Genomic DNA, 25815 nt, shown 5'->3' with positions numbered 1-25815 from the left:
GGCCGGTTCAGGAGAAGGAGTAGCTCCGCCAGGGCCGCCAGACCTCGTCCGCGTCGAAGCGGGAGAGCGAGAAGCCCGGGACCGTGAAGGAGGCCCGGAAGCCGCGCGCCTGCTCGTACGCCTGGTCCAGCACGTCGTCCGGCAGTCCGTGCGCGACCGTCACGTGCGGGTGGTACGGGAAGGCCAGCTCGCGGGCCAGCGGGCCGGAGCGGACGTCCGCCTCCAGGAGCCGGCACTCCTGCGCGCCCTCCTCGACCCGGACGAAGACCACCGGGGAGACCGGGCGGAAGGTGCCGCCGCCGCGCAGCAGCATCCGGAACGGCCGGTGCGCGGCCGCCACCGCGGCGAGGTGCTCCTCGATCTTCGGCAGCGCCCCGGCCGGCACCTCGGTCGGCGGCAGCAGGGTGACGTGCGTCGGTATCGAGCGGGCCTGCGGGTCGCCGTGCCCGGCCCGGGCGTCCTGGATCCGCGTCCCGTACGGGTCCGGGACGCTCACGGACACGCCGATGGTGACGACCTCCCCGCCCTGGGCCGAAGAGCGCGCCGGTGCCGAAAGCGAGGAGCGACCAGCGACCGACGAAGGAGGGAGCGCAGGAGCGACGAACGTCGGCGCCGGGTCCGAGCGCTCGGAAGCGAAGGGCGAATCACTGTCGCCACCACCGGGCAGACGGGTGAGGGGAGTCACCGCTTGGCGGCCGGGAGGAAGCCGATCCGGTCGTACACCGTCGCCAGCGTCTCGGAGGCCACCGCGCGGGCCTTCTCGGCGCCGATCGCCAGCACCCGGTCCAGCTCGGCCGGGTCGTCCAGGAAGGTCCTGGTGCGCTCCTGGAAGGGGGTCACCCACTCGGTGAACAGCTCGGCCAGCTCGGTCTTCAGGGCGCCGTACATCTTGCCCTCGAAGTGCGCGACCAGCTGCTCGACCGACTGGCCGCTGAGCGCGGAGTGGATCCGCAGCAGGTTGGAGACTCCCGGCTTGCCCTCCTCGTCGTAGGAGACCACGGTGCCGGTGTCGGTCACGGCGCTCTTGAACTTCTTGGCGCTGGCCTTGGCGTCGTCCAGCAGGCTGACCAGGCCCTTGGGCGAGGAGGCCGACTTGCTCATCTTGACGGCCGGGTCCTGCAGGTCCTGGATCTTCGCCGTCTCCTTGAGGATGTACGGCTTCGGGATCGTGAAGGTCGCGGAGTAGCGCGAGTTGAAGCGCTCCGCGATGTCGCGGGTGATCTCCACGTGCTGGCGCTGGTCCTCGCCGACCGGGACGGCGTCCGCCTGGTAGAGCAGGATGTCCGCGATCTGCAGGATCGGGTAGGTGAACAGGCCGACAGTGGTGCTCTCGGCGCCGTACCGGGAGGACTTGTCCTTGAACTGGGTCATCCGGGAGGCCTCGCCGAAGCCGGTGAGGCAGTTCATCACCCAGGCGAGCTGCGCGTGCTCGGGCACGTGCGACTGGACGAACAGGGTGCAGTGCTCCGGGTCCAGGCCGGCGCCGAGCAGCTGGGCGGCGGAGATCCGGGTGTTCTGGCGCAGGGTCACCGGGTCCTGCGGGACGGTGATCGCGTGCAGGTCGACGACCATGTAGAAGGCGTCGTTGTCCTTCTGCAGGTCGACCCACTGGCGCACCGCGCCCAGGTAGTTGCCGAGGTGGAACGAGCCGGAGGTGGGCTGGATGCCGGAGAGCACCCGGGGACGGTCCTTGACCGGACCAGTGACCGCTGCGTTGACCATGCGGGCCATTGTTCCAGTTCCACCGGTCGCTCAGGAAACCTCCGCCCCCGGCGGTTCGACCGGTGTGACGGCACTCACCCTCACCCGGGCGATCCGCCGGCCCTCCACCTTGGCCACCGTCAGCAGCACCGCTCCCCCGCCGTCGAGCGGGACGTGGGCCTGGTCGCCCTCCCTGGGCAGCCGGCCGAGCGAGGCGACCAGGCAGCCGGCCACCGTCTCGTACGGGCCCTCGGGCAGGGTGACGCCGGTCTCCTCCGCGAAGTCGCCGAGGTTGAGCAGGCCGTCCAGCTCCATGCCGCCGCCGGCCAGCCGGCGGGTCGTGGCGGTCTCCGGCCGGTCGTACTCGTCCCGGATCTCGCCGATCACCTCCTCGACCAGGTCCTCCAGGGTGACGATCCCGGCGGTGCCGCCGTACTCGTCCACCACGATGGCCAGGTGGTGGCCTTCCCGGCGCATCTCGCCCATCGCCTCCAGCACCCGCTTGGTGCCGGGCAGCAGCTTGACCGGGCGGGCCAGGTCGCGGACCTTGACGGCCTGCTCGCCGCGGGCGCCGTACAGGTCGCGGACGTGGACGAAGCCGACCACGGCGTCGGCGCTGCCCTCGACCACCGGGTAGCGCGAGTGCGGCGAGGTCTCGGCCTGGTGCCGTACGGCGGTCAGCGGGCGCTCGGCGTCCAGGAAGGTCACCTCGGTGCGCGGGACCATCACCTCACGCAGCTGGCGCTCCCCGGCGGCGAACACGTCTGCGATCAACGCCCGTTCGTCGCTGCCCAGTTCGGTGTTGGCGGCGACCAGGCCGCGCAGCTCCTCGGAGCTCATCGAGCCGCGCCCGGCCGTCGGGTCGCCGCCGAGCAGCCGGACCATCAGGTTGGTGGAGTGGCCGAGCAGCCAGATCACCGGGCGCAGCGCCACCGACATCACGTCCACCACGGGGGCGGCGACCACCGCGATGGACTCGGCGCGCTGCAGGCCGATCCGCTTGGGGGTGAGCTCCCCGAGCACCAGCGACACGTAGCTGATCACCAGGGTGAGGCCGACCAGGGCGACCGCGTCGGACATCCCCTCGGACAGGCCCGCCCGGACGAACAGCGGGGCGACCTTGCCGGCCAGGGTGTCCGCGCCGAAGGCGGCGGACAGGAAGCCCATGCAGGTCACGCCGACCTGGACGGCGGCCAGGAAGCGGTTGGGGTCGGCGGCCAGGTGCGCGGCCCGGGCCGAGCGCCGGGTGCCGTGCGCCGCCAGCGTCCGGATCTGGCCCTCGCGCAGTGAGATCAGCGAGATCTCGGCGACGTTGAACAGCCCGCCCAGCAGGATGAAGACGAGGACGAGCGCGGCGTCCCCGAAGGTTTCGTTCACAGCGGGCCAGTGTAGGTGGCCGGTGCGTACCTGGGACCGGACACGGCGGCGGCCCGCCGCCTCCCGAAATCGGAAGGGGGCGGGCCGCCGGAACAGGCCGTACGGGCGGGGCTCAGATGAGGCCCAGCTCCTGGACCGCGTCGCGCTCCTCGACCAGCTCGTTGACCGAGGCGTCGATGCGGGCGCGGGAGAAGTCGGAGATCTCCAGGCCCTGGACGATCTCGAACTTGCCGTCCTTGGTGGTGACCGGGAAGGACGAGATCAGACCGGCCGGGACGCCGTAGGAGCCGTCGGAGACGACACCCATGGAGGTCCAGTCGCCCTCGGCGGTGCCGTTGACCCAGGTGTACACGTGGTCGATGGCGGCGTTGGCGGCCGAGGCGGCCGAGGAGGCGCCACGGGCGTCGATGATGGCGGCGCCGCGCTTGGCGACGGTCGGGATGAAGTCGTTCTCCAGCCAGGCCTGGTCGCTGCCGATGGCCTCGAAGGCCGGCTTGCCGGCGACCTCGGCCTGGAAGATGTCCGGGTACTGGGTCGCGGAGTGGTTGCCCCAGATGGTGACGCGCTTGATGTCGGAGACCAGGGCGCCGGTCTTGGCGGACAGCTGGCCGACCGCGCGGTTGTGGTCCAGGCGGGTCATCGCGGTGAACCGCTCGGCCGGGACGTCCGGGGCGTTGCGCTGGGCGATCAGGGCGTTGGTGTTGGCCGGGTTGCCGACGACCAGGACCTTGATGTCGTCCGCGGCGTGGTCGTTGATGGCCTTGCCCTGCGGGCCGAAGATGCCGCCGTTGGCCTGCAGCAGGTCGCCGCGCTCCATGCCGGCGGTACGCGGACGGGCGCCGACCAGCAGCGCGACGTTGGCGCCGTCGAAGGCCTCGGCCGGCTTGTCGGTGATGGTGATGTCGCGCAGCAGCGGGAAGGCGCAGTCGACGAGCTCCATGGCGGTGCCCTCGGCGGCCTTGAGGCCCTGCGGGATCTCCAGGAGGCGCAGGTTCACCGGCACGTCGGCGCCGAGCAGGTGGCCCGAGGCGATGCGGAAGAGCAGCGCGTAGCCGATCTGGCCGGCCGCTCCGGTGATGGTGACGTTGACGGGGGTGCGGGTCATTTCTACCTTCTCCAGCAAATCGCCAGGTGCCCCAGGCACACCGGCGCACTGGAGCCGAGGATGGTCTCTCGACATCGAGAGACCGGCGTCAGGTTATCGCAAAGGGAAGCGTACGCCGCGTGTGCGGGCATGGCTGTTGCGTCACAACGGGCACCGCTGTTCCGGCACGGACGCGCCGCGGCCCCGCCCGGGAGTTCCGGACGGGGCCACGGTGCGCGGGCGGCTCAGTGCTTGGGTCGACCGATCAGCTGGCCGATGTTGTCGAGCAGCGGGAACTCCAGCCACGGGTTCGGCTGCGCCACCAGGGTCAGCAGCACGATCGAGGCGCCCAGGAAGGTCAGCACGATCACGTCGGTGAAGCGGCTGCGCACCGCCAGCATCCCGACCTCGGGCAGCACCAGCCGCAGCACCGCGCCGAGCAGCACCCCGGCGCCGAGGATGAGCAGCCCGTACTTGAAGCCGTCCTTGAAGTCGGCGAACCAGGTGACCGCGAGGCCGGCGCCGACCACCGACAGGACCAGCGTTATCGGCCACTGCCGCACCGGCAGGGCGTGGTCGCGCCCGAGGGCCGGGGCCGCGCCCTCGGGCGGCATGGTGCCGGTGGTCTTGACCGGCCTGCGCCGGGACCGCGCCGCTCGCGGTTCAGTCATGCTCGCCGTCCCTCGGGGGTCAGACGCCGACGCGGCGCTCGGCCGCCTCGACGATGTTGTTGAGCAGCATCGCGCGGGTCATCGGGCCCACGCCGCCGGGGTTCGGGGAGATCCAACCGGCCACCTCGGCCACGCCCGGGTGCACGTCGCCGACGATCTTGCCCTCGCTGCGGCTGACGCCCACGTCCAGCACCGCCGCGCCCGGCTTGACGTCCTCCGGCTTGACCAGGTGCGGCACGCCCGCGGCGGCCACGATGATGTCGGCCTTGCGCAGGTGCGCGCCGAGGTCGCGGGTGCCGGTGTGGCACAGGGTCACGGTGGCGTTCTCGCTGCGGCGGGTCAGCAGCAGGCCGATCGAGCGGCCGACGGTGATGCCGCGGCCGACCACGACCACCTCGGCGCCGTTGATCTCGACGTCGTGGCGGCGCAGCAGCTCGACGATGCCCAGCGGGGTGCACGGCAGCGGGCCGTCGATGCCCAGGGCGAGGCGGCCCAGCGAGGTCGGGTGCAGGCCGTCGGCGTCCTTGTCCGGGTCCATCAGCTCGAGGACCGGGTTCTGGTCCAGGCCCTTGGGCAGCGGCAGCTGGACGATGTAGCCGGTGCAGGCCGGGTCGGCGTTGAGCTCGCGGACGACGTTCTCGACGTCCTCCTGGGTGGCGGTGGCGGGCAGCTCGCGCTGGATCGAGGCGATGCCGACCTCGGCGCAGTCCTTGTGCTTCCCGTTGACGTACCAGCGGCTGCCCGGGTCGTCGCCGACCAGGACGGTGCCGAGGCCGGGCGTGACGCCCTTCGCCTTGAGGGCCGCCACGCGGGCGGCGAGTTCGGACTTGATCGCGGACGCGGTGGCCTTGCCATCGAGAATCTGGGCAGTCATGACCCCATTCTCCCGGATCGCGACCGGCCGCCGTACCCGGGCCGCTCCCGCGACCGGACGGGCACGGAAGGTCCGCCCCGTATTGCGGTTGCGCCACAGTCTTGGCCCGGCACCCGGAACCGGCTGGACACGGTACTGCCGTCCGGATGACGATATGCGGGCATCCCCTGCCGCGGCGCGGCCCGGTGACGGGTCGACGGATCCCGTGGCGGGGGCGTACCCGGGGGAAAGAGCCAGTGATCCGACCACAGCAGACCGAGCGGCCCGACCGCCGCGGCACCGTCCTCACCGCGCCGCGCCCGTCCAGGCCCGTGCTCGCCCGTTCCTCGTCACGCTGCTGAGCCGGCCGTGCCCGTCACCGCCGCCGGGCTGTCACTGCGCGCCGATACCGTCCCGTTCCGTCGTCGACCCGACTCGCCGACCGCAACCGGGTCCTCCGCCGTCCCGTCCCCGCGTCCCGTAACTGCCCGGAGGCATCCATGAGTTACCCGCCCGACCCGAACAACCCGTACGGCCAGCCGCCGGCCGCGCCGGGCTACGGCTACCCGCAGCAGGCCCCGCCGGCCGCGCCGGGCTACGGCTACCCGCAGCAGGCCCCGATGGCCGCGCCGGGCTACGGCTTCGCGCCGGCCGTGCCGCAGTCCATGCCGGGCCTGGTGACGACCGCCCGGGTGCTGCTGTTCATCGTCGGCGGCGTGCAGACGATTCTCGCGATCGTCTACGTGATCATCGGGGCGGCCGCCAAGGACGCCACCAACACCCTCAAGCACACGACCAGCGACAACCCGTTCACCGCGATGGGCGACGCCGCCGCCGGCGTCCTGATCGTGATCGCGGTCGTGTTCGGGCTGTTCGCCGCGCTCTCCATCACGCTCGGCGCCAAGTTCGGCAAGGGCGGCAACTCCGTCCGGGTCACCACCATCGTGTACGGCTGCTTCGGCGGCCTGATCGGCCTGCTGATCCTGCTGGGCGCCATCAGCGCCGGCACCGCGGTGGGGCTGGTGATGGCCTTCCTGTGGCTGGCGATCAGCATCATCTGGATCACCGCCATGTGCGTCCGCGACGGCGTCAGCTGGTTCAACCGGCCGCGGTACTGACCGAACGGCACGGAACACGGCGAAGCGGCCCGGCTCCTCCTCGGAGGAAGCCGGGCCGCTTCGTGCTACCGCTCTCGTCCTACCGGCCGACGGCTCAGTGGAAGAAGTGGCGCGCGCCGGTGAAGTACATCGTCACGCCCGCCTTCTCGGCCGCCTCGATGACCTGCTCGTCGCGGATCGAACCGCCCGGCTGGACGATCGCCTTGACGCCGGCGGCGATCAGGATCTCCGGGCCGTCCGGGAACGGGAAGAAGGCGTCCGAGGCCGCGTACGAGCCCTTGGCCCGCTCACCGGCCCGCTCGACCGCGAGCTTGCAGGAGTCGACCCGGTTGACCTGGCCCATGCCGACGCCGACCGAGGCGCCGTCCTTGGCCAGCAGGATCGCGTTGGACTTGACGGCCCGGCAGGCGCGCCAGGCGAAGGCCAGCTCGGCCAGCTCGGCCGCGGAGAGCGCCTCGCCGGTGGCCAGCGTCCAGTTCGCCGGGTCGTCGCCCTCGGCCTGGACCCGGTCGGCGTCCTGGAGCAGCACGCCGCCGGAGATCGGGCGGACCTCCTGGCGGTTGGCCGGCGCCTCGGGGGCGAGCAGCACCCGCAGGTTCTTCTTGCGGGCCAGCACCTCGACGGCGCCGTCCTCGTAGCCGGGGGCCACGACGACCTCGGTGAAGATCGGGGCGATCTGCTCGGCCAGCTCGACGGTGACCGGGCGGTTGACCGCGATCACGCCGCCGTACGCGGAGACCGGGTCGCACTCGTGCGCCTTGCGGTGCGCCTCGACGACGTCGGCGCCGGTCGCGATGCCGCACGGGTTGGCGTGCTTGATGATCGCGACGGCCGGCTCGGCGTGGTCGTACGCGGCGCGGCGGGCGGCGTCGGTGTCGACGTAGTTGTTGTACGACATCTCCTTGCCGTGCAGCTGCTGCGCGCCGGCCAGGCCGCCGGTGCCGTCGCTGTACAGCGCGGCGCCCTGGTGCGGGTTCTCGCCGTAGCGCAGCACGTTCTGCCGCTCCCAGGTGCCGCCCAGGAACTCCGGGAATCGCTCGTCGCTCGGGGCGTAACCGGCCTCGAACCAGGAGGCGACGGCCACGTCGTAGGCGGCGGTGTGGGCGAACGCGGCACCGGCCAGGCGCTTGCGGGTGGCCAGGTCGAAGCCGCCCTCCCGGACGGCCGTCAGCACGTCGCCGTAGCGGGCCGGGTCGACCACGACGGCCACCGAGGGGTGGTTCTTGGCGGCGGCGCGCACCATGCTCGGGCCGCCGATGTCGATCTGCTCCACGCATTCGTCGGGGGTGGCGCCGGAGGCGACGGTGGCCTTGAACGGGTAGAGGTTCACCACGACCAGGTCGAAGGGCTCGACGCCGAGTTCGGCCAGCTGCGCGCGGTGCGACTCCAGGCGCAGGTCGGCGAGCACGCCGGCGTGCACACGGGGGTGCAGCGTCTTCACACGCCCGTCCAGGCACTCCGGGAAGCCGGTCAGCTCGGAGACCTCGGTCACCGGGACACCGGCGGCGGCGATCCGGCCGGCGGTGGAGCCGGTGGAGACGATGGCGACCCCGGCGGCGTGCAGGCCCTGGGCCAGCTCCTCCAGACCGGTCTTGTCGTACACGCTGATCAGCGCGCGACGGATCGGACGGATGTTCTCCGAAACGGGGGGCGTGGTGGCGCTGGCACTCATGCCGGGATCCATACCTTTCGGTCCTCGATGCGGTGACCTTCGCGGGCCAGCCGGCCCACGACGTCGACGAGCAGCTTGCGCTCGACAGTCTTGATGCGCTCGTGCAGCGCGTCGCCGCCATCGGCGTGGTCGGCGTCGACGACCTCGACGACGCCCTGCGCGATGATCGGCCCGGTGTCCACCCCGGCGTCGACCAGGTGGACGGTGCAGCCGGTGACCTTCACCCCGTACGCGAGCGCGTCGGTGACGCCGTGGGCGCCGGGGAAGGAGGGCAGCAGTGCGGGGTGGGTGTTGACGATCCGCCCGCCGAAGGCCGCGATGAACTCGGGGCCGAGGATCTTCATGAAGCCGGCCGTGACCACCAGGTCCGGCTGGTGGGCGGCGACGGAGGCGGTCAGCGCGCGGTCCCAGTCGGCGCGGTCCGGGAAGTCCTTCACCCGGTGGACGAAGGCCGGCAGTCCCGCCTTCTCGGCGCGCTCCAGTCCGGCGATCCCGTCCCGGTCCGCGCCCACCGCGATGATCTCGGCGCCGTAGGCCGGGTCGGCGACGGCGTCGATCAGCGCCTGCAGATTGGTACCGGAGCCGGAGACCAGCACCACCAGGCGGGCCGGTCCGGGCGTACGGGGCGGGAAGAGCTGGGCGGGGGCGGCGGCCACTGCGCGATTCTCCGTAGGTCGGGCGCCGTCCGCTGGTACGTCCACCGGCGGTGGGGCCACTACGAACGGCAGGTCGAGCGAAGGGGAACACCAGGAGAACCCGCCGCGACGCGGGCCCCGGGAACCAATGTGAGCTGCTGACCGTCACCACGATAACGGCTGGTCGGACGGCCTCCGTACCCTCCCCGCGGCGCTACGCGCGTAGTTGAGACAGGGATCTCCTCGGGCCCCGCGCACCGGAGTTGCGCACCCCGCCCCCGGCCGGGGGCCCGGGCCCCCGGCCGGGCCCTCGAACGGTTGCGGGATCATGGGGGACGCGGGAGACCGCTCCGACGCGCGACCCTCCGCACGGCCCCCGACCGAGAAGGAATGGCTGAACCGATGAGCAGCGGCGACGACAACGGCGAGCACAACCCCTTCGCGCCGCCGCCGGCGGACGCCCCCGACCAGCCGTGGCAGCCGCGCGGCCCCTGGTCCGCTCAGGGCCCGGAGGGCAACGGCGGCCAGGGCGGCGGCGACCGCCCGCAGCTCCCGCCGCCGTGGGGCCAGGGCCTCGGCGACGGCCGCCCCGGCCAGCGCCCGCCCGTCCCGCAGCCGCCCCGGCTCGACCCCGCCAACCCGGCCCACCGCCGGGCCCGCAACGCCGCGCTGGCCGGGCCGTTCGCGCTGGTCTGCCTGTTCGCGGAGTTCCACTGGCTCGCACTGCTGGTCGGGCTGCTCGGGATCTACTGGGGCGTCAGCGCGCTGCGGGCCAAGCAGCCGGCGACCGGTGCCGGTGGCGCCCCGGTCGGGGCCGTTCCCGGCGTCCCGGCACCGAACCCGCTCACCCCGGCCGCGCTCGCCGGGATCCTGACCGGCGCGATGACCGTCGCGATGGTCGGCCTGATGGTCGGGCTCGGGGTCTACTACCAGGACTACGCGACCTGCGTCCGGGACTCGCTGACCAACGTCGGCGCCGACAACTGCGACCGGTACGCCCCGCAGTGGTACGTGGACTTCACCGGGAACGCGGAGTAGCCACCGGGTTCAGTCGGCGGGGCCCCGGCCGGACAGCCGCAGCACGAGGACGTACGTGCGGGCGCGCAGCCGCAGCGCGCTCCGGTGCGTGTGCACCGCGAGCCCGGCGTACGCGCCCGGGGCGGCCGCCGGGGCCCGGCCGGCCGAGGAGGACCGGTCAACCGACGGGCTGAGCGCGCGGTGCCGGACCACCAGGGCGCCCGGGACGGCGACCAGCGCCAGCCAGCCCGCCGCCGCCAGGCCCGTCCACCACGGCCGCGGCCCCAACCAGGCCATCCGCTCCCCCGCCAGCGCCCCGCCCGACAGCCAGCCCAGCGCCGCCGCCCCGGCACCGAGCAGCAGCGCGGCCGCCAGCGCCGCCGTCACCGTCGCGGCCGCCGGCCAGGGGTGGCCGTCCTCGCGCGGGCCCGGCCGGCCGGCCGCCGCACGGCCCAGCAGGACCGCCGGCACCAGCCCCGCCAACAGCGGCAGCGCCAACGCCGCCAGCCGCCAGCCGCCCGGGCCCTCCTGGGGCAGCAGGGCGAACAGCGGGAACTCCGGCACCGGGCCGAGCTCCGTACCGCCCGGCGACACCAGCGTCCCGGTCCCGACCTCGAAGCCCGGGCCCAGGGCGTACGCCGCACCCCACAGCACCGCGTTCGGCAGCAGCACCACCGCGACCAGCAGCAGCCCGAGCAGGGCGGCGGGCCCGCCCCTGAGCAGACCCGCCCCGCGGCCGCCGCCGGTCACCGCGTCCAGCAGCGCGGCCACCGCCACCAGCACCCCGCCGGCCGCGACCAGCCCCGCCCCGGCCGCGCCGGCCGCCCGCCGCACCGCGGCCGCGCCGCCGGTCGGTCGACAGCCCCGGGGCAACCGGTCGAGCAGCGGGTGCGCCGCGGTGGGCGGGGACTGCGCCGAGCGGACGCCCGCGACGGTCGCCAGCCCGGCGAGCAGGCCGACCACCAGGAGGTCCGGCAGCACCCGGCTGCGGAACAGCCCGGCGCCCGCGCAGTGCAGCGCCACCGCGACCGCCACCGCGCAGTAGCCCGTCCAGAGCGCGAACGGGCCGCCCCACCGCGAGCGCAGCCCGCGCCGGGCCGCCACCCCGGCCCCCGCCCGGTACAGCCGCACCACCGCCAGGGCGCCGAGCAGCAGCGGGGTGACGGTCAGTGGGGCGCCCCCGTCCCCACGCAGCACCGGTGCGCCGTGCCCCAGCAGCCAGAGTGCACCCGCCAACCGGGTGGCGCGCGCCGCGCCCGAATCGGCGTACGGTGTCGCGACCCAGAGGCCGAGCACCGGTACCGTGACCACCGCCAGGCCGACCAACGCGGTCCGCACCCCCGCCAACAGGTCGGCCAGCACGGGGCGTCCGCCCAATTCGCCAGGCGATTCCAGGATCGGACGCCCCATCAGCTGTGTCATGGGCCTCATGCTGCCAAGGCGACTCGCCATGCTCCGTGAAGCGGCAAACCGCCGCCGTGTCCCAGATTATTGGCTTATGCGCCTTTTCAGACCCTGCCCCCAAGCCGTCGGCGCCCCGGCCCGGAGCGTCTGATGACCACGCCACCCACCCACGCCACCGACCCGCCGCGGAAGCTGACACCCGGTGAGTCCCAGGTCCTCGCCCACCTCGCCGCCGGGCACGACCTCCAGCACACCGCCGCCGCCCTCGGGGTCACCCCCACCGCCGCGCGCGACCTGCTCCACCGCGCCCTGCGGAAGCTCGGCTGCCTCACCGAAGCCGCCGCCATCGCCCTCATCAGAACCGCACCCCCCGTCCGCGCGGGCCGGCGCCCCCCGGTCCCGCACACCAGCACGCGAGCGGCCCCCACGGCCTCGGGAGAACACGGCGGCATGACGGCCACCCCGGCCGCGACCCGGAGCCCGGCCTCCGGCGAACCCGACCGGCGCGACCAGCAGCACCGCTCCCCCGTCGTCGGCACCGAGCACGGCCAGGAGGACCGCGGGGCTCCCCGCGCGGCGACCCCGGCCGCGCCGACGGAGCCCGGCGACCAGCCCGGATCCGGCGCGGCCGGGGCGACGGCGGCCTCCCTCGCCGAGGCGGCCGGGCCGGCCACGAAGGGGCAGCGGCAGGGCCCCCGTCGCAACGACACCCGGGCGCCCGCGACGGGCGAGGCGACGCAGCACCGGGCGCCCGCGGCCGGGGATGCGACCAGCCCCGGCGCGGCGCGCGTACCGGCGACTCCCGACCCGGCGGCGACCGGGGAGCAGGGAGCGGCCGCACGGCGCCGACTGCCGACCGCACCGACCGAGCCCGGCACCTCGGCCCGCGGCCAAGCCATGACCGATGCTCCGACCCCGCGGCAGCACCCGTCGACGGCACCCGCCGAACAACCCCCCGCGCCACGACACGACCGGCCGACCGCGCCTCTCCGGCAACGCGACACCGGGCCCCCGCGGCAGCACCCACCCACCGCGCCCGCCGATGCCCGGAAGCGCGGCGGCGCGGCCACCGGCCGGAGCGCGAGCGCCGAGCGGCAGTCCGTCCCGCGGCAGGAGGCCCCCTCGCCCGCCGACCGCAGGGAGCGCATCGACATGGCCCTCATCGAAGCCGGGAGCCGGCGGGACCTCTCGGACGAACCCGTGGCGGGCTTCGACGATCTCTACGAGGAGGCGCACACCCGGCTGGTGCAGCAGGTGTTCCTGCTGACCGCGGCCCGGCACCGGGCGGTGCACTGTGTGCGGCAGGCGTTCGGGGAGGCGCGGCGGGGGTGGGCCGAGGTGGTCGGGTCGGGGGATCCGGAGGCTTGGGTGCGGGTGCGGGCGTGCGAGTTGGCGTTGTCGCCGTGGCACTGGGGCGAGCTGCGGCGGGCGCACGCGTGGACGCTGCCGCATCGGCGGACCAGGGTGCGGCCGGCGGACGAGGCGCAGGCGGTGCTGCCGGACCAGGACCGGCTGACCGATCGGGACAGGGCGCTGCTGAAGGCCCTGCGGCAGTTGTCGCGGCAGCAGCGGCGGGCGCTGGTGCTGCACGACGGGCTGGGGCTGCCTGCGGCGGCGATCGCGGTGGAGGTGGAGTCGACCCGGACGGCGGCCGAGGGTCGGGTGTGGGCGGCGCGAGCGGCGCTGGCGCAGTGGGTGCCCGAGCTGGTGGGGCCGGATCCGGCGGCGCCGGGGTTCGCGGACGGGCTGAGCGGGCTGCTGCACCGGGCGGCGGTGCGGGGGTGCCCGGAGCCGCACCGCTCGCCGGTGCCGCTGCTGCGGGCCCGGCACCGGGTGTGGACGGCGAGCCGGACGGGCGCGGCGGCGCTGCTGACCCTGGCGGTGGGCGGGGCGACGCTGGCGACCCTCGCGGGGCTGCGCCCGGCGGCGCTGTTCGAGTCGTATGACCCGCCGGCCCCCACGCTGTGCGTGCCGGCCCCGGACGCGAAGGTGGCGCCGCCGGGTGTGCCGCTGCTGCCGGGCGGGGCGCCGAACGGCATCGCCAGTCTGTGGTGCAGCCCGGCACCGGGCCTGGCGGCGGCGGTGGTGGATCCGCAGCCTCGGGCGGTGGCGGGCTGGGAGCTGCCGGCCTCGGCGGAGGTCCAGGCGCCGCCCCCGCGGCAGGGTCCGGCGGTGTGCCCGCTGTGGTCCCCGCTGCCCTGCACGACGGGCCCGAAGCGCTGAGGCACCGAAACGGCGAGCGCCCCCGCCCGGGAAGGGCGGGGGCGCTCACCGCGCAAGGGACCGACGTCAGCCGGCGATGATCTCGCGGGCCAGGCGGGCGGTCTCGGACGGCGTCTTGCCGACCTTGACACCGGCGGCCTCGAGGGCCTCCTTCTTCGCCTGGGCGGTGCCCGAGGAGCCCGAGACGATGGCGCCGGCGTGGCCCATGGTCTTGCCCTCGGGGGCGGTGAAGCCCGCGACGTAGCCGACGACCGGCTTGGTGACGTGCTCGGCGATGTAGGCCGCGGCACGCTCCTCGGCGTCGCCACCGATCTCACCGATCATGACGATGATCTCGGTCTCCGGGTCCTCCTGGAACGCCTTGAGGGCGTCGATGTGGGTGGTGCCGATGACCGGGTCACCGCCGATGCCCACGGCCGAGGAGAAGCCGATGTCGCGCAGCTCGTACATGAGCTGGTAGGTCAGGGTGCCCGACTTCGAGACCAGGCCGATCTTGCCGGAGCTGGTGATGTCGGCCGGGATGATGCCGGCGTTCGACTGTCCGGGGCTGATCAGGCCGGGGCAGTTCGGGCCGATGATCCGGGTCTTGTTGCCCTTCGAACCGGCGTACGCCCAGAAGGCGGCGGTGTCGTGCACCGGGACGCCCTCGGTGATGACGACGGCCAGGGGGATCTCGGCGTCGATGGCCTCGACGACGGCGGCCTTGGTGAAGGCCGGCGGCACGAAGAGGACGGAGACGTCGGCGCCGGTCTTCTCCATCGCCTCGGCGACGGAGCCGAAGACCGGGATCTCGGTGCCGTCGACGTCGACCGTGGTGCCGGCCTTGCGCGGGTTGACACCGCCGACGATCTGGGTGCCGGAGGCGAGCATGCGGCGGGTGTGCTTCATGCCCTCGGCGCCGGTCATGCCCTGGACGATGACCTTGCTGTCCTTGGTAAGGAAGATAGCCATGGTGTTAAGTCCCCTTCCTTACTTGTTGGCCAGCTCGGCGGCGCGGTCAGCGGCGCCGTCCATGGTGTCCACGCGCTGGACCAGCGGGTGGTTGGCGTCGTCGAGGATCTTGCGACCCAGCTCCGCGTTGTTGCCGTCCAGGCGGACGACCAGCGGCTTGGTGACGTTCTCGCCCTTGCTCGCGAGGAGCTCCAGGGCCTGCACGATGCCGTTGGCGACCGCGTCGCACGCGGTGATGCCACCGAAGACGTTGACGAAGACCGACTTGACGTCGGGGTCGCCCAGGATGATCTCCAGGCCGTTCGCCATGACCTCGGCGGACGCGCCGCCACCGATGTCGAGGAAGTTGGCGGGCTTGACGCCGCCGTGCTTCTCACCGGCGTAGGCGACCACGTCGAGGGTGCTCATGACGAGGCCCGCGCCGTTGCCGATGATGCCGACCTGGCCGTCGAGCTTGACGTAGTTCAGGCCCTTGGCCTTGGCGGCGGCCTCCAGCGGGTTGGCCGCGGCCTTGTCCTCCAGGGCCTCGTGCTCGGGCTGGCGGAACTCGGCGTTCTCGTCCAGGGAGACCTTGCCGTCGAGCGCGATGATCTTGCCGTCGCCGGACTTGATCAGCGGGTTGACCTCGACGAGGAGGGCGTCCTCGGCGATGAAGACCTTCCACAGCTTCTGCAGGACGTCGGCGACCTGGTCGGCGACCTCGGCCGGGAACTTCGCCGCGGCGACGATCTCGGCGGCCTTCTCCGGGGTGCAGCCCTCGTTGGCGTCGACCGGGATCTTCGCGAGCGCCTCGGGGTTCTCCTCGGCGACGACCTCGATCTCCACGCCGCCCTCGACGCTGGCCATGGCCAGGAAGGTGCGGTTGGTGCGGTCCAGCAGGAACGAGACGTAGTACTCGTCCTTGATGTCCGCGGTCTGGGCCAGCATCACCTTGTGCACGGTGTGGCCCTTGATGTCCATGCCGAGGATCTGCTCGGCCTTGGCGACGGCGTCCGCCGGGTCGGCGGCGAGCTTGACGCCACCGGCCTTGCCTCGGCCACCCACCTTCACCTGAGCCTTGACGACGGCGCGGCCGCCGAAGCGCTCCGCGATGGCGGCAGCGTCTGCGGCGGTCTCGATGACATCGCCGTCAAGCACGGGCACACCGTGCTTGGCGAAGAGGTCCCTCGCCTGGTACTCGAACAGGTCCACGTGTTTGTCCTTGTTCGTGGTCGCGGATTGTGTCTCTACGAGCGTGCCACGGCAGGATCTTCGCTGCGGGTCGTCGGGGCGGTGCGGGTACGCAGAGGTACGGCCTTGCGGCCCACACAGCCACGGGCGCACACGTCAATCAACACGCGCGTCACGTCCGTCTGGCAGGTTATCCCCGTGGGACGGGCGTGTTCCGCCCGGGGCCTGTCCGGCTTGGGTGAGAACCGTCACAGATCAGCCCGGACGCCTACTTCGCCGATCGGGCGGGGTTCACCCACCCGGGTGAGGCCGTCACACCCCCTGGTCCGACCCCTTCAACAGGTGCCGCGGGATCGGACGCTTCTCGATCGCCGCCGCCATGATCTCGGGGAAGGCGTCCGGGGTGCAGGCGAAGGCCGGGGCGCCGAGCGCGGCCAGGGCGGCGGCGTGGGCGTGGTCGTAGGCCGGCGCACCTTCGTCGGAGAGCGCGAGCAGGGCGATGAACTGGACGCCGGCCGCCTTCATCGCGGCGACCCGCCGCAGCATGCCGTCCCGGATGCCGCCCTCGTACAGGTCGCTGATCAGCACCACGACGGTCTCGGACGGCCGGGTGATCCTCGACTGGCAGTAGGCGAGCGCGCGGTTGATGTCGGTGCCGCCGCCGAGCTGGGTGGCGAACAGCACGTCCACCGGGTCGGTGAGCTGCTCGGTGAGGTCGACCACCGAGGTGTCGAAGACGACCAGTCGGGTGTCCAGGGTGCGCATCGAGGCGAGCACCGCGCCGAAGACCGCCGAGTGGACGACCGAGGGCGCCATCGAGCCGGACTGGTCGATGCAGAGGATGACGTCCTTCTTCACCGCGCGCTGGGCCCGGGCGTAGCCGACCAGCCGCTCGGGCACGACGGTGCCGTGCTCGGGCAGGTAGTTCTTCAGGTTGGCCCGGATCGTCCGGTCCCAGTCGATGTCCCGGTGGCGCGGCCGGTTCACCCGGGCGCTGCGGTCGAGGGCGCCGCCCACGGTGGCCCTGGTCCGGTCGGCGAGCCGGCGCTCCAGGTCGGCGACCACCTTGCCGACCACGGCCCTGGCGCTCTCCCGGGTGGTCTCGGGCAGCGCGTGCTTGAGCGAGAGCAGGGTGCCGACCAGGTGCACGTCCGGTTCGACGGCCTCCAGCATCTCCGGCTCCAGCAGCAGCCGGTCCAGGCCGAGTCGGGTGATCGCGTCCTGCTGCATCAGCTGGACGACGGTGGACGGGAAGTACTCGCGGATGTCGCCGAGCCAGCGGGCCACCTGCGGGGCCGAGCCGCCGAGCCCGGCGCTGCGGCGCCCGCCGCGCGGGGGCCGGCCGGCCTCGTCGGGGCTGCCCCGGTAGAGCGCGGCCAGGGCGCCGTCCATCGCGGCGTCGCGGCCGCGCAGGGTGCAGCCGGTGCCGTCGGCCTCGCCGCCGAGCACCAGGCGCCAGCGGCGCAGCCGTTCGTCGGTCGTGGTCGCCATCGGGTCCTCCTCCTTCGGTCGATTGTCGCGGCGGTCAGGTGTTGCGGCCGGTGGCCTGCCGCGGGATCTTCGGGCGGACGCCGAGCAGCAGGGCCAGCACCGGGACGGCGGCGTCGGCGCGGTCCCGGTCGAGTTCGCCGGCCGTCTCGGGTGCCGGCGGGGCCACGCCGAGCGGGCCGGCCGCGACCCGGCCGCCGATGGTGGTGCGCACGCCCGCCTCCAGCCCGGCGAAGGTGCGGCGCAGCAGCGGCAGGACGTCGGTGAAGACCTCGGCGCCGACGCCGGTCAGCCACTCGTCCAGCAGGGCGAGCAGCCGGGGGTCGTGCAGCAGCAGGGCGCCGCCGCCGGTGAGGAAGCCCTCGACCCAGCCGGCCGCGTCCGCCGGGGCGCTGGCGACGGACAGCACCAGCCGCAGCCGTCGGCCGGCCTCCTTGGAGTCCAGCCGGCCGTCGTCCAGCAGCAGCCGGACAGCGCGGCCGCGCAGCAGGCCGGGGGCGCCGGTGGCCGGTCCGCCGGCGGGCTCGCGACGGGCCAGCGACCGCAGGGCGGCGGCCCAGCGGTCGGCCAGGCCGTCGGTCTCCGCGGAGGCTCCCGGGGAGTCTCCCGGGGCGGCTTGTCCGGAGGCATCCGGGTCGAGCAGGGCGATCGCGCCGTGCACCTCGTCGATCCGGGCGCGCATCGCCGCCGCGCTCTCCGCGTCCAACCCGACGCAGGCGGGCGGCAGTCCGACGCAGACCCGCTCGGCCAGGCCCGCGGCGGCCCCGGCCAGCGCGCCGTGGTCGGTGCCGCGCACGTCGCCGTAGCGCAGTGCGCGGACCAGCGCGGGCAGCGCGCCCGCCAGGTGCGCGACGTCGGTGTCCAGGGCCGCGCAGTCGGCGAGCACCCGCATCACGGCGGGCAGCGCACCGGACAGCCCGGCCAGCAGGCAGGTCTCCACCAGGCCGGTCAGCTCGGCGAGTTCGACGGCGGCCCGGGCGGTGCCGACCGCCTTGTTGACGGCGGCCTCCTCGACCGTGGTGCCCCACTGGGCGGCCTCGGCGATCCGGACCGCGAACTCGGGCTGCCAGCACAGCCGCCAGCTCTCCCGGAAGGTCCCGGTGGAGTTGACCGCGGAGCGGGCCGGCACGCCCCACTCGACGCCCAGCAGCCGCAGCCGGTGCAGCAGCCGCGAGCGGGCCGCGTCGGTGTCCTTGCGCAGGTCGAGGTCGAGGTCCCGCGCCGCGGCCGCGGGCTTGAGCCGCAGCGAGCGCTGCAGCCGGGCGAGGTCGCGCTGCAGCGGCACCGCCGGTGCGGCCTCCGGGACTTCGCCGAGCTCGTCGCCGACCACCAGGCGGTCCCGGACGAGTTCCAGGGCGACGTCCGAGCCCTCGCAGAGCACCGCGCGGACGGCGTCCAGGGTCTCGGTCAGCCCGGCGAGCGGGCGACCGCGCAGCACGGCCAGGGTCTCGGCGAGCCGGACCGCCTCGATGACGTGCGCGGAGGAGACCGGGTGGTCCTCGGCGCGCAGCAGCTCGGCGGCCCGGGTGAGCCAGCGCGGGACCGGGTCGCCCTCGGTGGTGAACAGGTGGTGGTACCAGCCGGGCGACTGGATGCCCGCGCCGTAGCCGGTGGCCTGGGAGAGCCGACGGTGCGTCCACGGGATCCAGGTGATGTCCGCCTTCGCCTTCTTCGGCAGTTCGGCGAGCAGTGCCCGGTCGTGGGCGACGGTGGGCATCGTCGCCAGCGCGGGGACGTGGAAGGCCCCGCAGACCACGGCGATCCGGCGGTGTCCGGCGCGCCGGGCGGCGCGGATCTGCTGGCGCATGTACGCCTCGCGCAGCCGGTCCCGGCGGGACTCGCCGAGGCCCTCGGCGCGCAGCGCGGCCATCGCCTCGGCGACGGCGGCGAAGGGCGCCAGCGCGTCCGCGCCGGGGGCGCGGTGCTCGACCACGTCCTCCCACCAACGCTCCGGGTCGTCGTGACCGGCGGCCTCGGCGAGCAGCGCCAGCGGGTCGGCGGGCAGCTCGTCGGGGCGGTCCCCGTCGGCGGGCAGCTCGTCGGGGCGGTCCCCGTCGGCGGAGTCGGCGGGCGCGAAGCCGTACCCGGCGGGCAGGTCGATGAAGCGGACCGGCAGGTCGCGGTCCACGGCGTGGCGGATCGCCACCCACTCCGGGGAGAACTCGGCGTACGGCCAGAACGCGGCCTTCGCCGGGTCGTCCACCGCGTGGGCGAGCAGGGCGACCGGCGGTACCAGGTCCTTCTCGGCGGCGAGGTGGACGACGGCGTCGGCCTCCGCCGGGCCCTCGATCAGCACCGCGTCCGGCTGCCACTGCACCAGCGCGGCGGCCACCGCCCGGGCCGAGCCGGGCCCGTGGTGCCGGATGCCCAGCAGGGCGACCTCGGTGTCCTTCATACGGCCACCTCGCGGGCGGCGCGGTAGAAGTCCTTCCAGCCGTCGCGCTCGCGCACCACCCCTTCGACGTACTCGTGCCAGACCGCCTGGTCCGCCACCGGGTCGCGGACGACCGCGCCGAGGATGCCGGCCGTCACGTCCCCGGCGCGCAGCACGCCGTCGCCGAAGTGGGTGGCCAGGGCCAGGCCGTTGGTCACCACCGAGATCGCCTCGGCGGTGGAGAGGGTGCCGCTCGGGGTCTTGACCTTCGTCCGGCCGTCCACGGTCAGGCCTGCCCGCAGCTCGCGGAAGACCGTCACCACGCGCCTGATCTCCTCGGCGCCGCCGGGCAGTTCGGGCAGGTCGAGGGAGCGGCCGAGCTGGTTGACCCGGCGGGTGACGATGTCGACCTCCTCGTCCAGCGAGCCCGGCAGCGGCAGCACCACGGTGTTGAAGCGGCGGCGCAGCGCGCTGGACAGCTCGTTGACGCCCCGGTCGCGGTCGTTGGCGGTGGCGATCACGTTGAAGCCGCGCACGGCCTGGGTCTCGCTGCCCAACTCCGGTACCGGCAGCGTCTTCTCGGACAGGATGGTGATCAGGCTGTCCTGCACGTCGGCCGGGATGCGGGTGAGCTCCTCGATCCGGGCCAGCTTGCCGTCCGCCATCGCCCGCATCAGCGGCGAGGGCACCAGGGCGTCCCGGCTGGGGCCGTGGGTGAGCAGCTGGGCGTAGTTCCAGCCGTACCGGACGGCCTCCTCGGGGGTGCCGGCGGTGCCCTGCACCAGCAGGGTGGAGTCGCCGCTGATCGCGGCCGCCAGGTGCTCGGACACCCAGGTCTTCGCGGTGCCGGGCACGCCGAGCAGCAGCAGCGCCCGGTCCGTCGCCAGGGTGGTGACGGCGACCTCGACGACGCGGCGCGGGCCGATGTACTTGGGGGTGATCCGGGTGCCGTCGGGCAGCTCGCCGCCGAGCAGGTACGTCGCCACGGCCCACGGCGAGAGCTTCCAGCGCTCGGGGCGCGGACGGTCGTCCTGCGCGGCCAGCGCGGCCAGTTCGCCGGCGAAGGCGTCCTCGGCGTGCTGCCGCAGAACGTCGGTCATGGGGGCTCCTTCGGGTCGGCCGCCGGGCGCACGGATGCCCGGGCGGCAGGGTGATCGGGGGGAGCCAGGTCGGCGTCCCGGCCTGTGGGAACCACCTTGCAACGTGCCACTGACAACGGCCGGACCGGTCCGGACGGGCAGTCAGCCGCTGTCAGTGCCCCCGCCTACCGTCGGTCGCATGGAGGAACGCTGGAGCACCGAACACGTCCTGTCCCTGGCGCCTGACGCCGCGTCGCAGAAGGCCGCGGGCAAGCTGTCCTCGCCCGCGCCCTGGTCCGGGACGGGCACCGACGGCACCGCACTCTGGGGCGAGTGCCGGGGCAGCGGCCGCACGCCGTACCGCACCGTGATCGAACTCGCCACGCCCGCCTACCAGTGCAGCTGCCCCAGCCGGAAGTTCCCGTGCAAGCACGCGCTCGGGCTCCTCCTGCTGTGGAGCGGCGCCCCCGAGGCCGTGCCGGCCGGGGAGCCCGCCGAGTGGGCGGCCGACTGGCTCAAGGCCCGCCGGGAGCGCGCCGAGAAGCGCGCGGCGCCCCCGGCCGACCCGGAGGCCGCCCGCCGCCGGGCCGAACGGCGCGGCGCCCGGGTCGCGGCCGGCGCGGCCGAGCTGCGGCTACGGCTGGCCGACCGGATCCGGCACGGCCTGGCCGACCAGTCCACGGCCGGGCCCTGGGAGGAGGTCGCGGCCCGGATGGTCGACGCCCAGGCCTCCGGACTGGCCACCCGGGTGCGGGAGTTGGACACCCTGCCGGAGGAGCGGCTGCTGGAGGAGTACGCGATGCTCCACCTGCTGGCCACCGCCGCCACCCGGGTCGACGAGCTGCCGCCCGAGCTGGCCGCCACCGTCCGCGCCCGGGTCGGCTACACCCTGGACGCCGCCGAGGTGCTCGCCGGGCCGACCGTCCGGGACCGCTGGCTGGTGCTCGGCAGCCGCGACACTTCCGACGAGCGGCTCACCACCCGCCGCATCTGGCTGCGCGGCGCCAAGACCGGCCGCCCCGCCCTGCTGCTCGCCTTCGGCCGCCCCGGCCAGGCCCCCGAACTCGCCCTGCCCACCGGCCACCTGCTGGAGGCCGAACTCGGCTACCACCCCGGCGCCCGCCCGCTGCGCGCCGCGCTCGGCACCCGCTACGGCGCCCCCGAACCCGGCCCGACCGAAGCGCCCGCCGGACTCACCGTCGCCGAGGCGGTGGCCGGGTACGGCACCGCGGTGGCCGACGACCCGTGGCTGGACAGCTGGCCGACCGTGCTCGCCGGGGTCGTCCCGGTCCGCACTCCGGACGGCTGGCACCTGACGGACGGCCACCACACCGTGCCCGTCCGCGCCTCGGCCGTCCCGGAGGCGGCACTGTGGCGGCTGGCCGCGGTCTCCACCGGCCGCCCGCTGACCGTCTTCGGCGAGTACGGCCACCAGGGCTTCGCCCCGGTCACGGCCTGGACCGCCGAGCACCGCCCGGTCGGCCTCACCTCTGCCTAAAGGCGTGTCTTGCGGATCCTTGCCGGGGCCGCGACGCTCCCCCAGCCTTCGGCCGGGAGGTACCCGCAGGGCACAAGCGCACCTCGCCGCGTTGTCGTCGGTCGCCAATGTCCCCCAGCCTTCGGCCGGGAGGTGCCCCCACCGCGGTGGCTCCGCCCCCAGCCTTCGGCCGGGAGGTGCCCCCACCTCCGCCTTGCGATGCACGCACCCCAACGCCGCGGCCTGATCCGACAAAACCCACAAGACACGCCTAGGAGCACCGACGATGACGATCACCCAGGACCCGTGGGAGCCGCTGCGGACCAGCGCCCTGCTCGGCACCGACCGGCGCCCGCTCCCGGCCACCGCCCTGCCGCTCGCCGACACCGTGGACCGGTCCGATCCGGCCACCGCCCTGCTGGAGCTGGCCGCGCTGGCCACCGTCCGCCGCCGGGCCGGCGCCCTGCCCGTACCGGCCGCCGGGCCGCCCGGGCCGCCCGCGCCCGAGGACCCCCGCCCGGAGATGCCCGAGGCCGCCGCCCGCCGGCTGGCCGTCCTGCTCGCCGGGCGTACCGGCGGCAACGGCGGAGGCACCCTGGCCAACCTGGCCGAGTTGCTGCCGCAGTGGCTCACCACCGCCCGGTTGGAGGGCCTGCGCCCGCCCGCCGCGCTGATACCCGGGCTGCTCGACGCCGCCCGCGCGCGCAGCGAACTGCGCGGCGACGCCGTCGCGTTGGCCGGTCCGCTGGGCCGCTGGCTGGCCTCGCACAACCCGGACTGGCGGTTCGTGCTGCGCACCGCCGCCCCCGAGCCGGACCGGCAGCCGGACGACCCGGCCGACCACCGGCTGTGGCACGAGGGCCTGTTCGCCGAGCGGGTCACCCACCTCACCCTGCTGCGCCGCAGCGACCCGGCCGCCGGGCTGGAGCTGCTGCGCAGCACCTGGTCCACCGAGCGCGCCGAGGACCGGCTGCTCTTCCTGGACGCCCTGCAGGACGGCCTCTCCCCCGCCGACGAACCGTTCCTGGAGGCCGCCCTCGGCGACCGCAGCAAGAACGTCCGCGCCACCGCCGCCGAGCTGCTCTCCACGCTGCCCGGCTCCGCCCTCGCGCTGCGGATGGCCGAGCGGGCACAGGCCGCCGTCCGCCTCGCCGAGAGCGGCACCCACCTGCTGGTCACCCCGCCCGCCGAGTGCGACGAGCGGATGCAGCGCGACGGGATCGCGCCCAAGTCCCCCACCGGGCGCGGCGAACGGGCCTGGTGGTTCGGCGAGGTGGTGGCCGCCGCGCCGCTCGCGACCTGGTCGCGGAGCACCGGCCTGACGCCCGAGCAGCTGCTCGCACTGCGGGTCGGCGACAGCGTGGACGCGACCAGCAGCAGCTGGGCCGACGACCTGCGCGAGGCCTGGGCCCGCGCCGCCGTCCGCCAGAACGACGCCGCATGGGCCCGGGCGCTGCTCGGCCCGGCCCCCGTACCGCCCGCCCGCGGCGCCGGACGGGCCCGCACCCCGCGGGTCACCGGGGCCCCGGCCAAGCTGCTGGCCGTCCTGCCGCCCGAGGAGCGGGCCGCCTGGACGGCCGCCTTCATCGAGGTGCACGGCCTGGGCGAGGCCTTCCAGCTGCTCGGCGCCTGCGCCACCCCGTGGACACCGCCGCTGTCCACCGCCGTGGTGACGGCACTGGCCCGGGCCGCCGCCTCCGGCGCGTACCCGTGGAGCCACAGCGGGGTGCTCGGAATGACGGAGCGCGCGCTCGCCCCGGAGACGGCCGCCGCGGTGGAGGAGCTGGCCGTCGGGGCCGCCCCGGACTCCGCCTGGTCGGAGACCTTCGCCCGGCTGGCCGGGACGCTACGTTTCCGGGCGGCGATGCTGAACGAGCTGAGGCCGGCCGAACCGGCGCCCTGAGCCGCGCGACCGACTCGCGCCCCGAGCACGGCGGAGCGGGCCGGTCCGCACCGGGACCGCCCGCTCGTCGTGCCGAAGTTCAGCTGGCGGTGCGCAGGTTGGCCTCGACCCAGGCCACCACGTCCCGGGTGGGCGTGCCCGGGGTGAAGATGTCCGCGACGCCCATCGCCTTGAGCTCGGCGATGTCCTCGTCCGGGATGATCCCGCCGCAGAAGACCTTGATGTCCTCCGCGTCGCGCTCCTTCAACAGCTCCAGAACCCGCGCGCACAGCGTCATGTGGGCGCCGGAGAGGATCGACAGCCCGATGCCGTCCGCGTCCTCCTGGATCGCGGTGTCGACCACCTGCTCGGGCGTCTGGTGCAGCCCGGTGTAGATGACCTCCATACCGGCGTCGCGCAGGGCGCGCGCAATGACCTTGGCGCCACGGTCGTGACCGTCGAGCCCAGGCTTGGCGACCACCACACGGATCGGCCCCGACACACTCATCACTGCCTCCTGGACCTCGTCGTCCACTATCCGACCGGACCTTGTGGGCCCACGGGTGCGGTTAACGCTCGATAACCAACCAACCTGAGGGGAGATTAGCGCCACCCGGCCCGGTTGGCCGCGCCGCCTCCCAAGAGGAGGGCAAAGTCACAGCCCCAGGCCTTGCTACCAGTGGGTACACCCGTCCTCGGACCCTCCGTACAGACACGGCGCGCCCCCCTACCGACCTCTTGACAACCGGGGGTTTTTCCGGGGCGTCGACCTTGCGACTACAGTCACGGCTGTTTTCCCTCTCGCTCGACGACGCGCCCGAGGCCCACCGAGGAGGCAGCCCCCGATGGCTCCCGAAGCAGCCGCCCGCCCGACCCGTGCGGAGCTGCGCCTCGCCGCCCGCGAGCAGTCCCGCGCCCAGCGCCGCGGCGCCGCCAAGGCGGCCACCCGGGCCGCGCTGTTCCGGGTCGCGGTCCCCTCGGTCGCCGCGCTCGGGGTCGCCGGGGCCGCGGCCGTCACGGTGGTCCAGGAGCAGCCCGACCGGGTGCCGTCGCAGGCGACGGCCGCCGACGCCCCGGACAGCACCGCCGCCCGGCAGAGCGCGCAACAGGCGGTCACCTCCGGCGACCAGACCCAGGCCTCGCGCGGCGACGCCCGTCAGCCGCTGGCCGGCGCCCAGCCCGGCGACGCCCAGCCCACCGGCACCCCGACGGCCCAGCCCACCGCCGATCCGGCCAAGCCCAAGGTGGTCATGCCGGTCGCCCAGCACGGCCTCGGCGAGCTGTTCGGCGCGGCCGGCACCCACTGGGCCAAGCGGCACACCGGCATCGACTTCCCGGTGGACGGCGGCTCCGAGGTCTACGCCGTCACCGACGGCACGATCCGGACGCAGTGGAACCCGTTCTACGGCTACATGTCGATCCTGAAGATGTCCGACGGCACCGAGGCCTGGTTCTGCCACCTGCGCGCCTACAAGGTGCGCAAGGGCCCGGTGAAGCAGGGCGACGTGATCGCCTTCGTCGGCAGCAGCGGCAACAGCACCGGGCCGCACCTGCACTTCGAGATCCGGCCGCCGGGCAGCGGGCCGGTCGACCCGCTGCCCTGGTTCCTCTCGAACGGGCTCGATCCGCGCTAGCGGTT

General features: G+C 74.5%; 21 protein-coding genes. 6 read left to right on the top strand and 15 right to left on the bottom strand.

All coding sequences use genetic code 11. The features are described from left to right. Nucleotides 1-7: 7 nt before the first annotated feature. The 6 genes from ACFVWU_RS07415 to ACFVWU_RS07390 form a co-directional block, all read right to left on the bottom strand. A complete protein-coding gene (locus ACFVWU_RS07415; protein WP_387616780.1) occupies nucleotides 8-496 on the bottom strand; it encodes a 2'-5' RNA ligase family protein in 489 nt (162 codons plus the stop codon). Between the two features lie 185 nt (nucleotides 497-681). Further along, the gene (gene trpS / locus ACFVWU_RS07410) at nucleotides 682-1722 is read right to left on the bottom strand and encodes a tryptophan--tRNA ligase (RefSeq protein WP_387616778.1); all 1041 of its coding nucleotides are present in this window, start codon (nucleotides 1720-1722) and stop codon (nucleotides 682-684) included. A 30-nt stretch (nucleotides 1723-1752) separates the two neighbouring features. Next, a complete protein-coding gene (locus tag ACFVWU_RS07405) occupies nucleotides 1753-3078 on the bottom strand; it encodes a hemolysin family protein (RefSeq protein WP_387616776.1) in 1326 nt (441 codons plus the stop codon). A 112-nt stretch (nucleotides 3079-3190) separates the two neighbouring features. After that, nucleotides 3191-4183, bottom strand: coding sequence for a malate dehydrogenase (locus ACFVWU_RS07400; RefSeq protein ID WP_387616774.1), 993 nt, complete (start codon nucleotides 4181-4183; stop codon nucleotides 3191-3193). 224 nt (nucleotides 4184-4407) lie between these two features. Further along, complete coding sequence (locus ACFVWU_RS07395; protein WP_387616772.1) at nucleotides 4408-4833, bottom strand: DUF3017 domain-containing protein; 426 nt, start codon at nucleotides 4831-4833, stop codon at nucleotides 4408-4410. Nucleotides 4834-4852: 19 nt separating this feature from the next. Continuing rightward, entirely contained in the window at nucleotides 4853-5707 is an 855-nt protein-coding gene (locus tag ACFVWU_RS07390) for a bifunctional methylenetetrahydrofolate dehydrogenase/methenyltetrahydrofolate cyclohydrolase (protein ID WP_387616770.1), read from the bottom strand. 479 nt (nucleotides 5708-6186) lie between these two features. On the opposite strand from ACFVWU_RS07390, the gene ACFVWU_RS07385 reads away from it, so the two are divergent. Further along, nucleotides 6187-6804, top strand: a complete 618-nt coding sequence (locus tag ACFVWU_RS07385) for a hypothetical protein (RefSeq protein ID WP_387616768.1) — start codon at nucleotides 6187-6189, stop codon at nucleotides 6802-6804. 94 nt (nucleotides 6805-6898) lie between these two features. Here ACFVWU_RS07385 and purH read toward each other — a convergent pair whose 3' ends face one another. Continuing rightward, complete coding sequence (gene purH, locus ACFVWU_RS07380) at nucleotides 6899-8476, bottom strand: bifunctional phosphoribosylaminoimidazolecarboxamide formyltransferase/IMP cyclohydrolase (protein WP_387616766.1); 1578 nt, start codon at nucleotides 8474-8476, stop codon at nucleotides 6899-6901. Then, nucleotides 8473-9132: a phosphoribosylglycinamide formyltransferase gene (gene purN / locus ACFVWU_RS07375; protein ID WP_387616757.1), complete on the bottom strand. Its 660-nt coding sequence runs from the start codon at nucleotides 9130-9132 to the stop codon at nucleotides 8473-8475. Before purN ends, purH begins: the two co-directional genes overlap by 4 nt. A 381-nt stretch (nucleotides 9133-9513) precedes the next feature. Between purN and ACFVWU_RS07370 the strand changes: the two genes are divergently transcribed. Further along, nucleotides 9514-10149: a hypothetical protein gene (locus ACFVWU_RS07370; protein WP_387616755.1), complete on the top strand. Its 636-nt coding sequence runs from the start codon at nucleotides 9514-9516 to the stop codon at nucleotides 10147-10149. Nucleotides 10150-10158: 9 nt separating this feature from the next. Here the strand turns inward: ACFVWU_RS07370 and ACFVWU_RS07365 are convergent, their stop codons facing one another. Continuing rightward, on the bottom strand, nucleotides 10159-11550 hold the full coding sequence (locus tag ACFVWU_RS07365; RefSeq protein WP_387616753.1) for a DUF6350 family protein: 1392 nt from the start codon (nucleotides 11548-11550) through the stop codon (nucleotides 10159-10161). Between the two features lie 132 nt (nucleotides 11551-11682). Here ACFVWU_RS07365 and ACFVWU_RS07360 point away from each other — a divergent pair, with 132 nt between their 5' ends. Then, a complete protein-coding gene (locus tag ACFVWU_RS07360) occupies nucleotides 11683-13755 on the top strand; it encodes a sigma factor-like helix-turn-helix DNA-binding protein (RefSeq protein WP_387616751.1) in 2073 nt (690 codons plus the stop codon). Nucleotides 13756-13821: 66 nt separating this feature from the next. Here ACFVWU_RS07360 and sucD read toward each other — a convergent pair whose 3' ends face one another. From sucD to ACFVWU_RS07335, 5 genes are all read right to left on the bottom strand, one after another. Continuing rightward, nucleotides 13822-14706, bottom strand: a complete 885-nt coding sequence (sucD, locus tag ACFVWU_RS07355; RefSeq protein ID WP_387616749.1) for a succinate--CoA ligase subunit alpha — start codon at nucleotides 14704-14706, stop codon at nucleotides 13822-13824. Between the two features lie 18 nt (nucleotides 14707-14724). Then, on the bottom strand, nucleotides 14725-15897 hold the full coding sequence (sucC, locus tag ACFVWU_RS07350; protein ID WP_387616747.1) for an ADP-forming succinate--CoA ligase subunit beta: 1173 nt from the start codon (nucleotides 15895-15897) through the stop codon (nucleotides 14725-14727). A 291-nt stretch (nucleotides 15898-16188) separates the two neighbouring features. Next, a complete protein-coding gene (locus ACFVWU_RS07345) occupies nucleotides 16189-17367 on the bottom strand; it encodes a VWA domain-containing protein (protein ID WP_387616745.1) in 1179 nt (392 codons plus the stop codon). A gap of 34 nt (nucleotides 17368-17401) precedes the next feature. Then, nucleotides 17402-19759, bottom strand: a complete 2358-nt coding sequence (locus ACFVWU_RS07340) for a DUF5682 family protein (RefSeq protein ID WP_387616743.1) — start codon at nucleotides 19757-19759, stop codon at nucleotides 17402-17404. Further along, nucleotides 19756-20838, bottom strand: coding sequence for an AAA family ATPase (locus ACFVWU_RS07335; protein ID WP_387616741.1), 1083 nt, complete (start codon nucleotides 20836-20838; stop codon nucleotides 19756-19758). Before ACFVWU_RS07335 ends, ACFVWU_RS07340 begins: the two co-directional genes overlap by 4 nt. Nucleotides 20839-21016: 178 nt before the next feature. On the opposite strand from ACFVWU_RS07335, the gene ACFVWU_RS07330 reads away from it, so the two are divergent. Beyond that, nucleotides 21017-22315: an SWIM zinc finger family protein gene (locus ACFVWU_RS07330; protein ID WP_387616739.1), complete on the top strand. Its 1299-nt coding sequence runs from the start codon at nucleotides 21017-21019 to the stop codon at nucleotides 22313-22315. A 265-nt stretch (nucleotides 22316-22580) separates the two neighbouring features. After that, nucleotides 22581-24197 carry a DUF5691 domain-containing protein gene (locus ACFVWU_RS07325; protein ID WP_387616737.1) on the top strand — a complete coding sequence of 539 codons (1617 nt, stop codon included), beginning with the start codon at nucleotides 22581-22583 and terminating at the stop codon, nucleotides 24195-24197. 79 nt (nucleotides 24198-24276) lie between these two features. Here ACFVWU_RS07325 and ACFVWU_RS07320 read toward each other — a convergent pair whose 3' ends face one another. Further along, complete coding sequence (locus tag ACFVWU_RS07320) at nucleotides 24277-24684, bottom strand: cobalamin B12-binding domain-containing protein (protein WP_355669695.1); 408 nt, start codon at nucleotides 24682-24684, stop codon at nucleotides 24277-24279. 337 nt (nucleotides 24685-25021) lie between these two features. On the opposite strand from ACFVWU_RS07320, the gene ACFVWU_RS07315 reads away from it, so the two are divergent. Continuing rightward, nucleotides 25022-25810, top strand: coding sequence for a M23 family metallopeptidase (locus ACFVWU_RS07315; RefSeq protein WP_387616735.1), 789 nt, complete (start codon nucleotides 25022-25024; stop codon nucleotides 25808-25810). Nucleotides 25811-25815 lie beyond the last annotated feature (5 nt).

Origin of the sequence: Kitasatospora sp. NPDC058190 (assembly GCF_042883685.1) — a bacterium.
GTDB lineage: Bacteria > Actinomycetota > Actinomycetes > Streptomycetales > Streptomycetaceae > Kitasatospora.
The sequence above is the reverse complement of the archived record's forward strand: the minus strand, read 5'-3'. Positions and strand labels throughout refer to the sequence as shown.

Bases quoted from the DNA above. Each gene is read 5' to 3' on its own strand.
- trpS (WP_387616778.1), bottom strand. From the start codon at position 1,722: ATGGTCAACGCAGCGGTCACTGGTCCGGTCAAGGACCGTCCCCGGGTG.
- ACFVWU_RS07400 (WP_387616774.1), bottom strand. From the start codon at position 4,183: ATGACCCGCACCCCCGTCAACGTCACCATCACCGGAGCGGCCGGCCAG.
- ACFVWU_RS07395 (WP_387616772.1), bottom strand. From the start codon at position 4,833: ATGACTGAACCGCGAGCGGCGCGGTCCCGGCGCAGGCCGGTCAAGACC.
- ACFVWU_RS07390 (WP_387616770.1), bottom strand. From the start codon at position 5,707: ATGACTGCCCAGATTCTCGATGGCAAGGCCACCGCGTCCGCGATCAAG.
- ACFVWU_RS07385 (WP_387616768.1), top strand. From the start codon at position 6,187: ATGAGTTACCCGCCCGACCCGAACAACCCGTACGGCCAGCCGCCGGCC.
- purH (WP_387616766.1), bottom strand. From the start codon at position 8,476: ATGAGTGCCAGCGCCACCACGCCCCCCGTTTCGGAGAACATCCGTCCG.
- ACFVWU_RS07370 (WP_387616755.1), top strand. From the start codon at position 9,514: ATGAGCAGCGGCGACGACAACGGCGAGCACAACCCCTTCGCGCCGCCG.
- ACFVWU_RS07365 (WP_387616753.1), bottom strand. From the start codon at position 11,550: ATGACACAGCTGATGGGGCGTCCGATCCTGGAATCGCCTGGCGAATTG.
- ACFVWU_RS07360 (WP_387616751.1), top strand. From the start codon at position 11,683: ATGACCACGCCACCCACCCACGCCACCGACCCGCCGCGGAAGCTGACA.
- sucD (WP_387616749.1), bottom strand. From the start codon at position 14,706: ATGGCTATCTTCCTTACCAAGGACAGCAAGGTCATCGTCCAGGGCATG.
- ACFVWU_RS07345 (WP_387616745.1), bottom strand. From the start codon at position 17,367: ATGGCGACCACGACCGACGAACGGCTGCGCCGCTGGCGCCTGGTGCTC.
- ACFVWU_RS07340 (WP_387616743.1), bottom strand. From the start codon at position 19,759: ATGAAGGACACCGAGGTCGCCCTGCTGGGCATCCGGCACCACGGGCCC.
- ACFVWU_RS07335 (WP_387616741.1), bottom strand. From the start codon at position 20,838: ATGACCGACGTTCTGCGGCAGCACGCCGAGGACGCCTTCGCCGGCGAA.
- ACFVWU_RS07330 (WP_387616739.1), top strand. From the start codon at position 21,017: ATGGAGGAACGCTGGAGCACCGAACACGTCCTGTCCCTGGCGCCTGAC.
- ACFVWU_RS07325 (WP_387616737.1), top strand. From the start codon at position 22,581: ATGACGATCACCCAGGACCCGTGGGAGCCGCTGCGGACCAGCGCCCTG.
- ACFVWU_RS07320 (WP_355669695.1), bottom strand. From the start codon at position 24,684: ATGAGTGTGTCGGGGCCGATCCGTGTGGTGGTCGCCAAGCCTGGGCTC.
- ACFVWU_RS07315 (WP_387616735.1), top strand. From the start codon at position 25,022: ATGGCTCCCGAAGCAGCCGCCCGCCCGACCCGTGCGGAGCTGCGCCTC.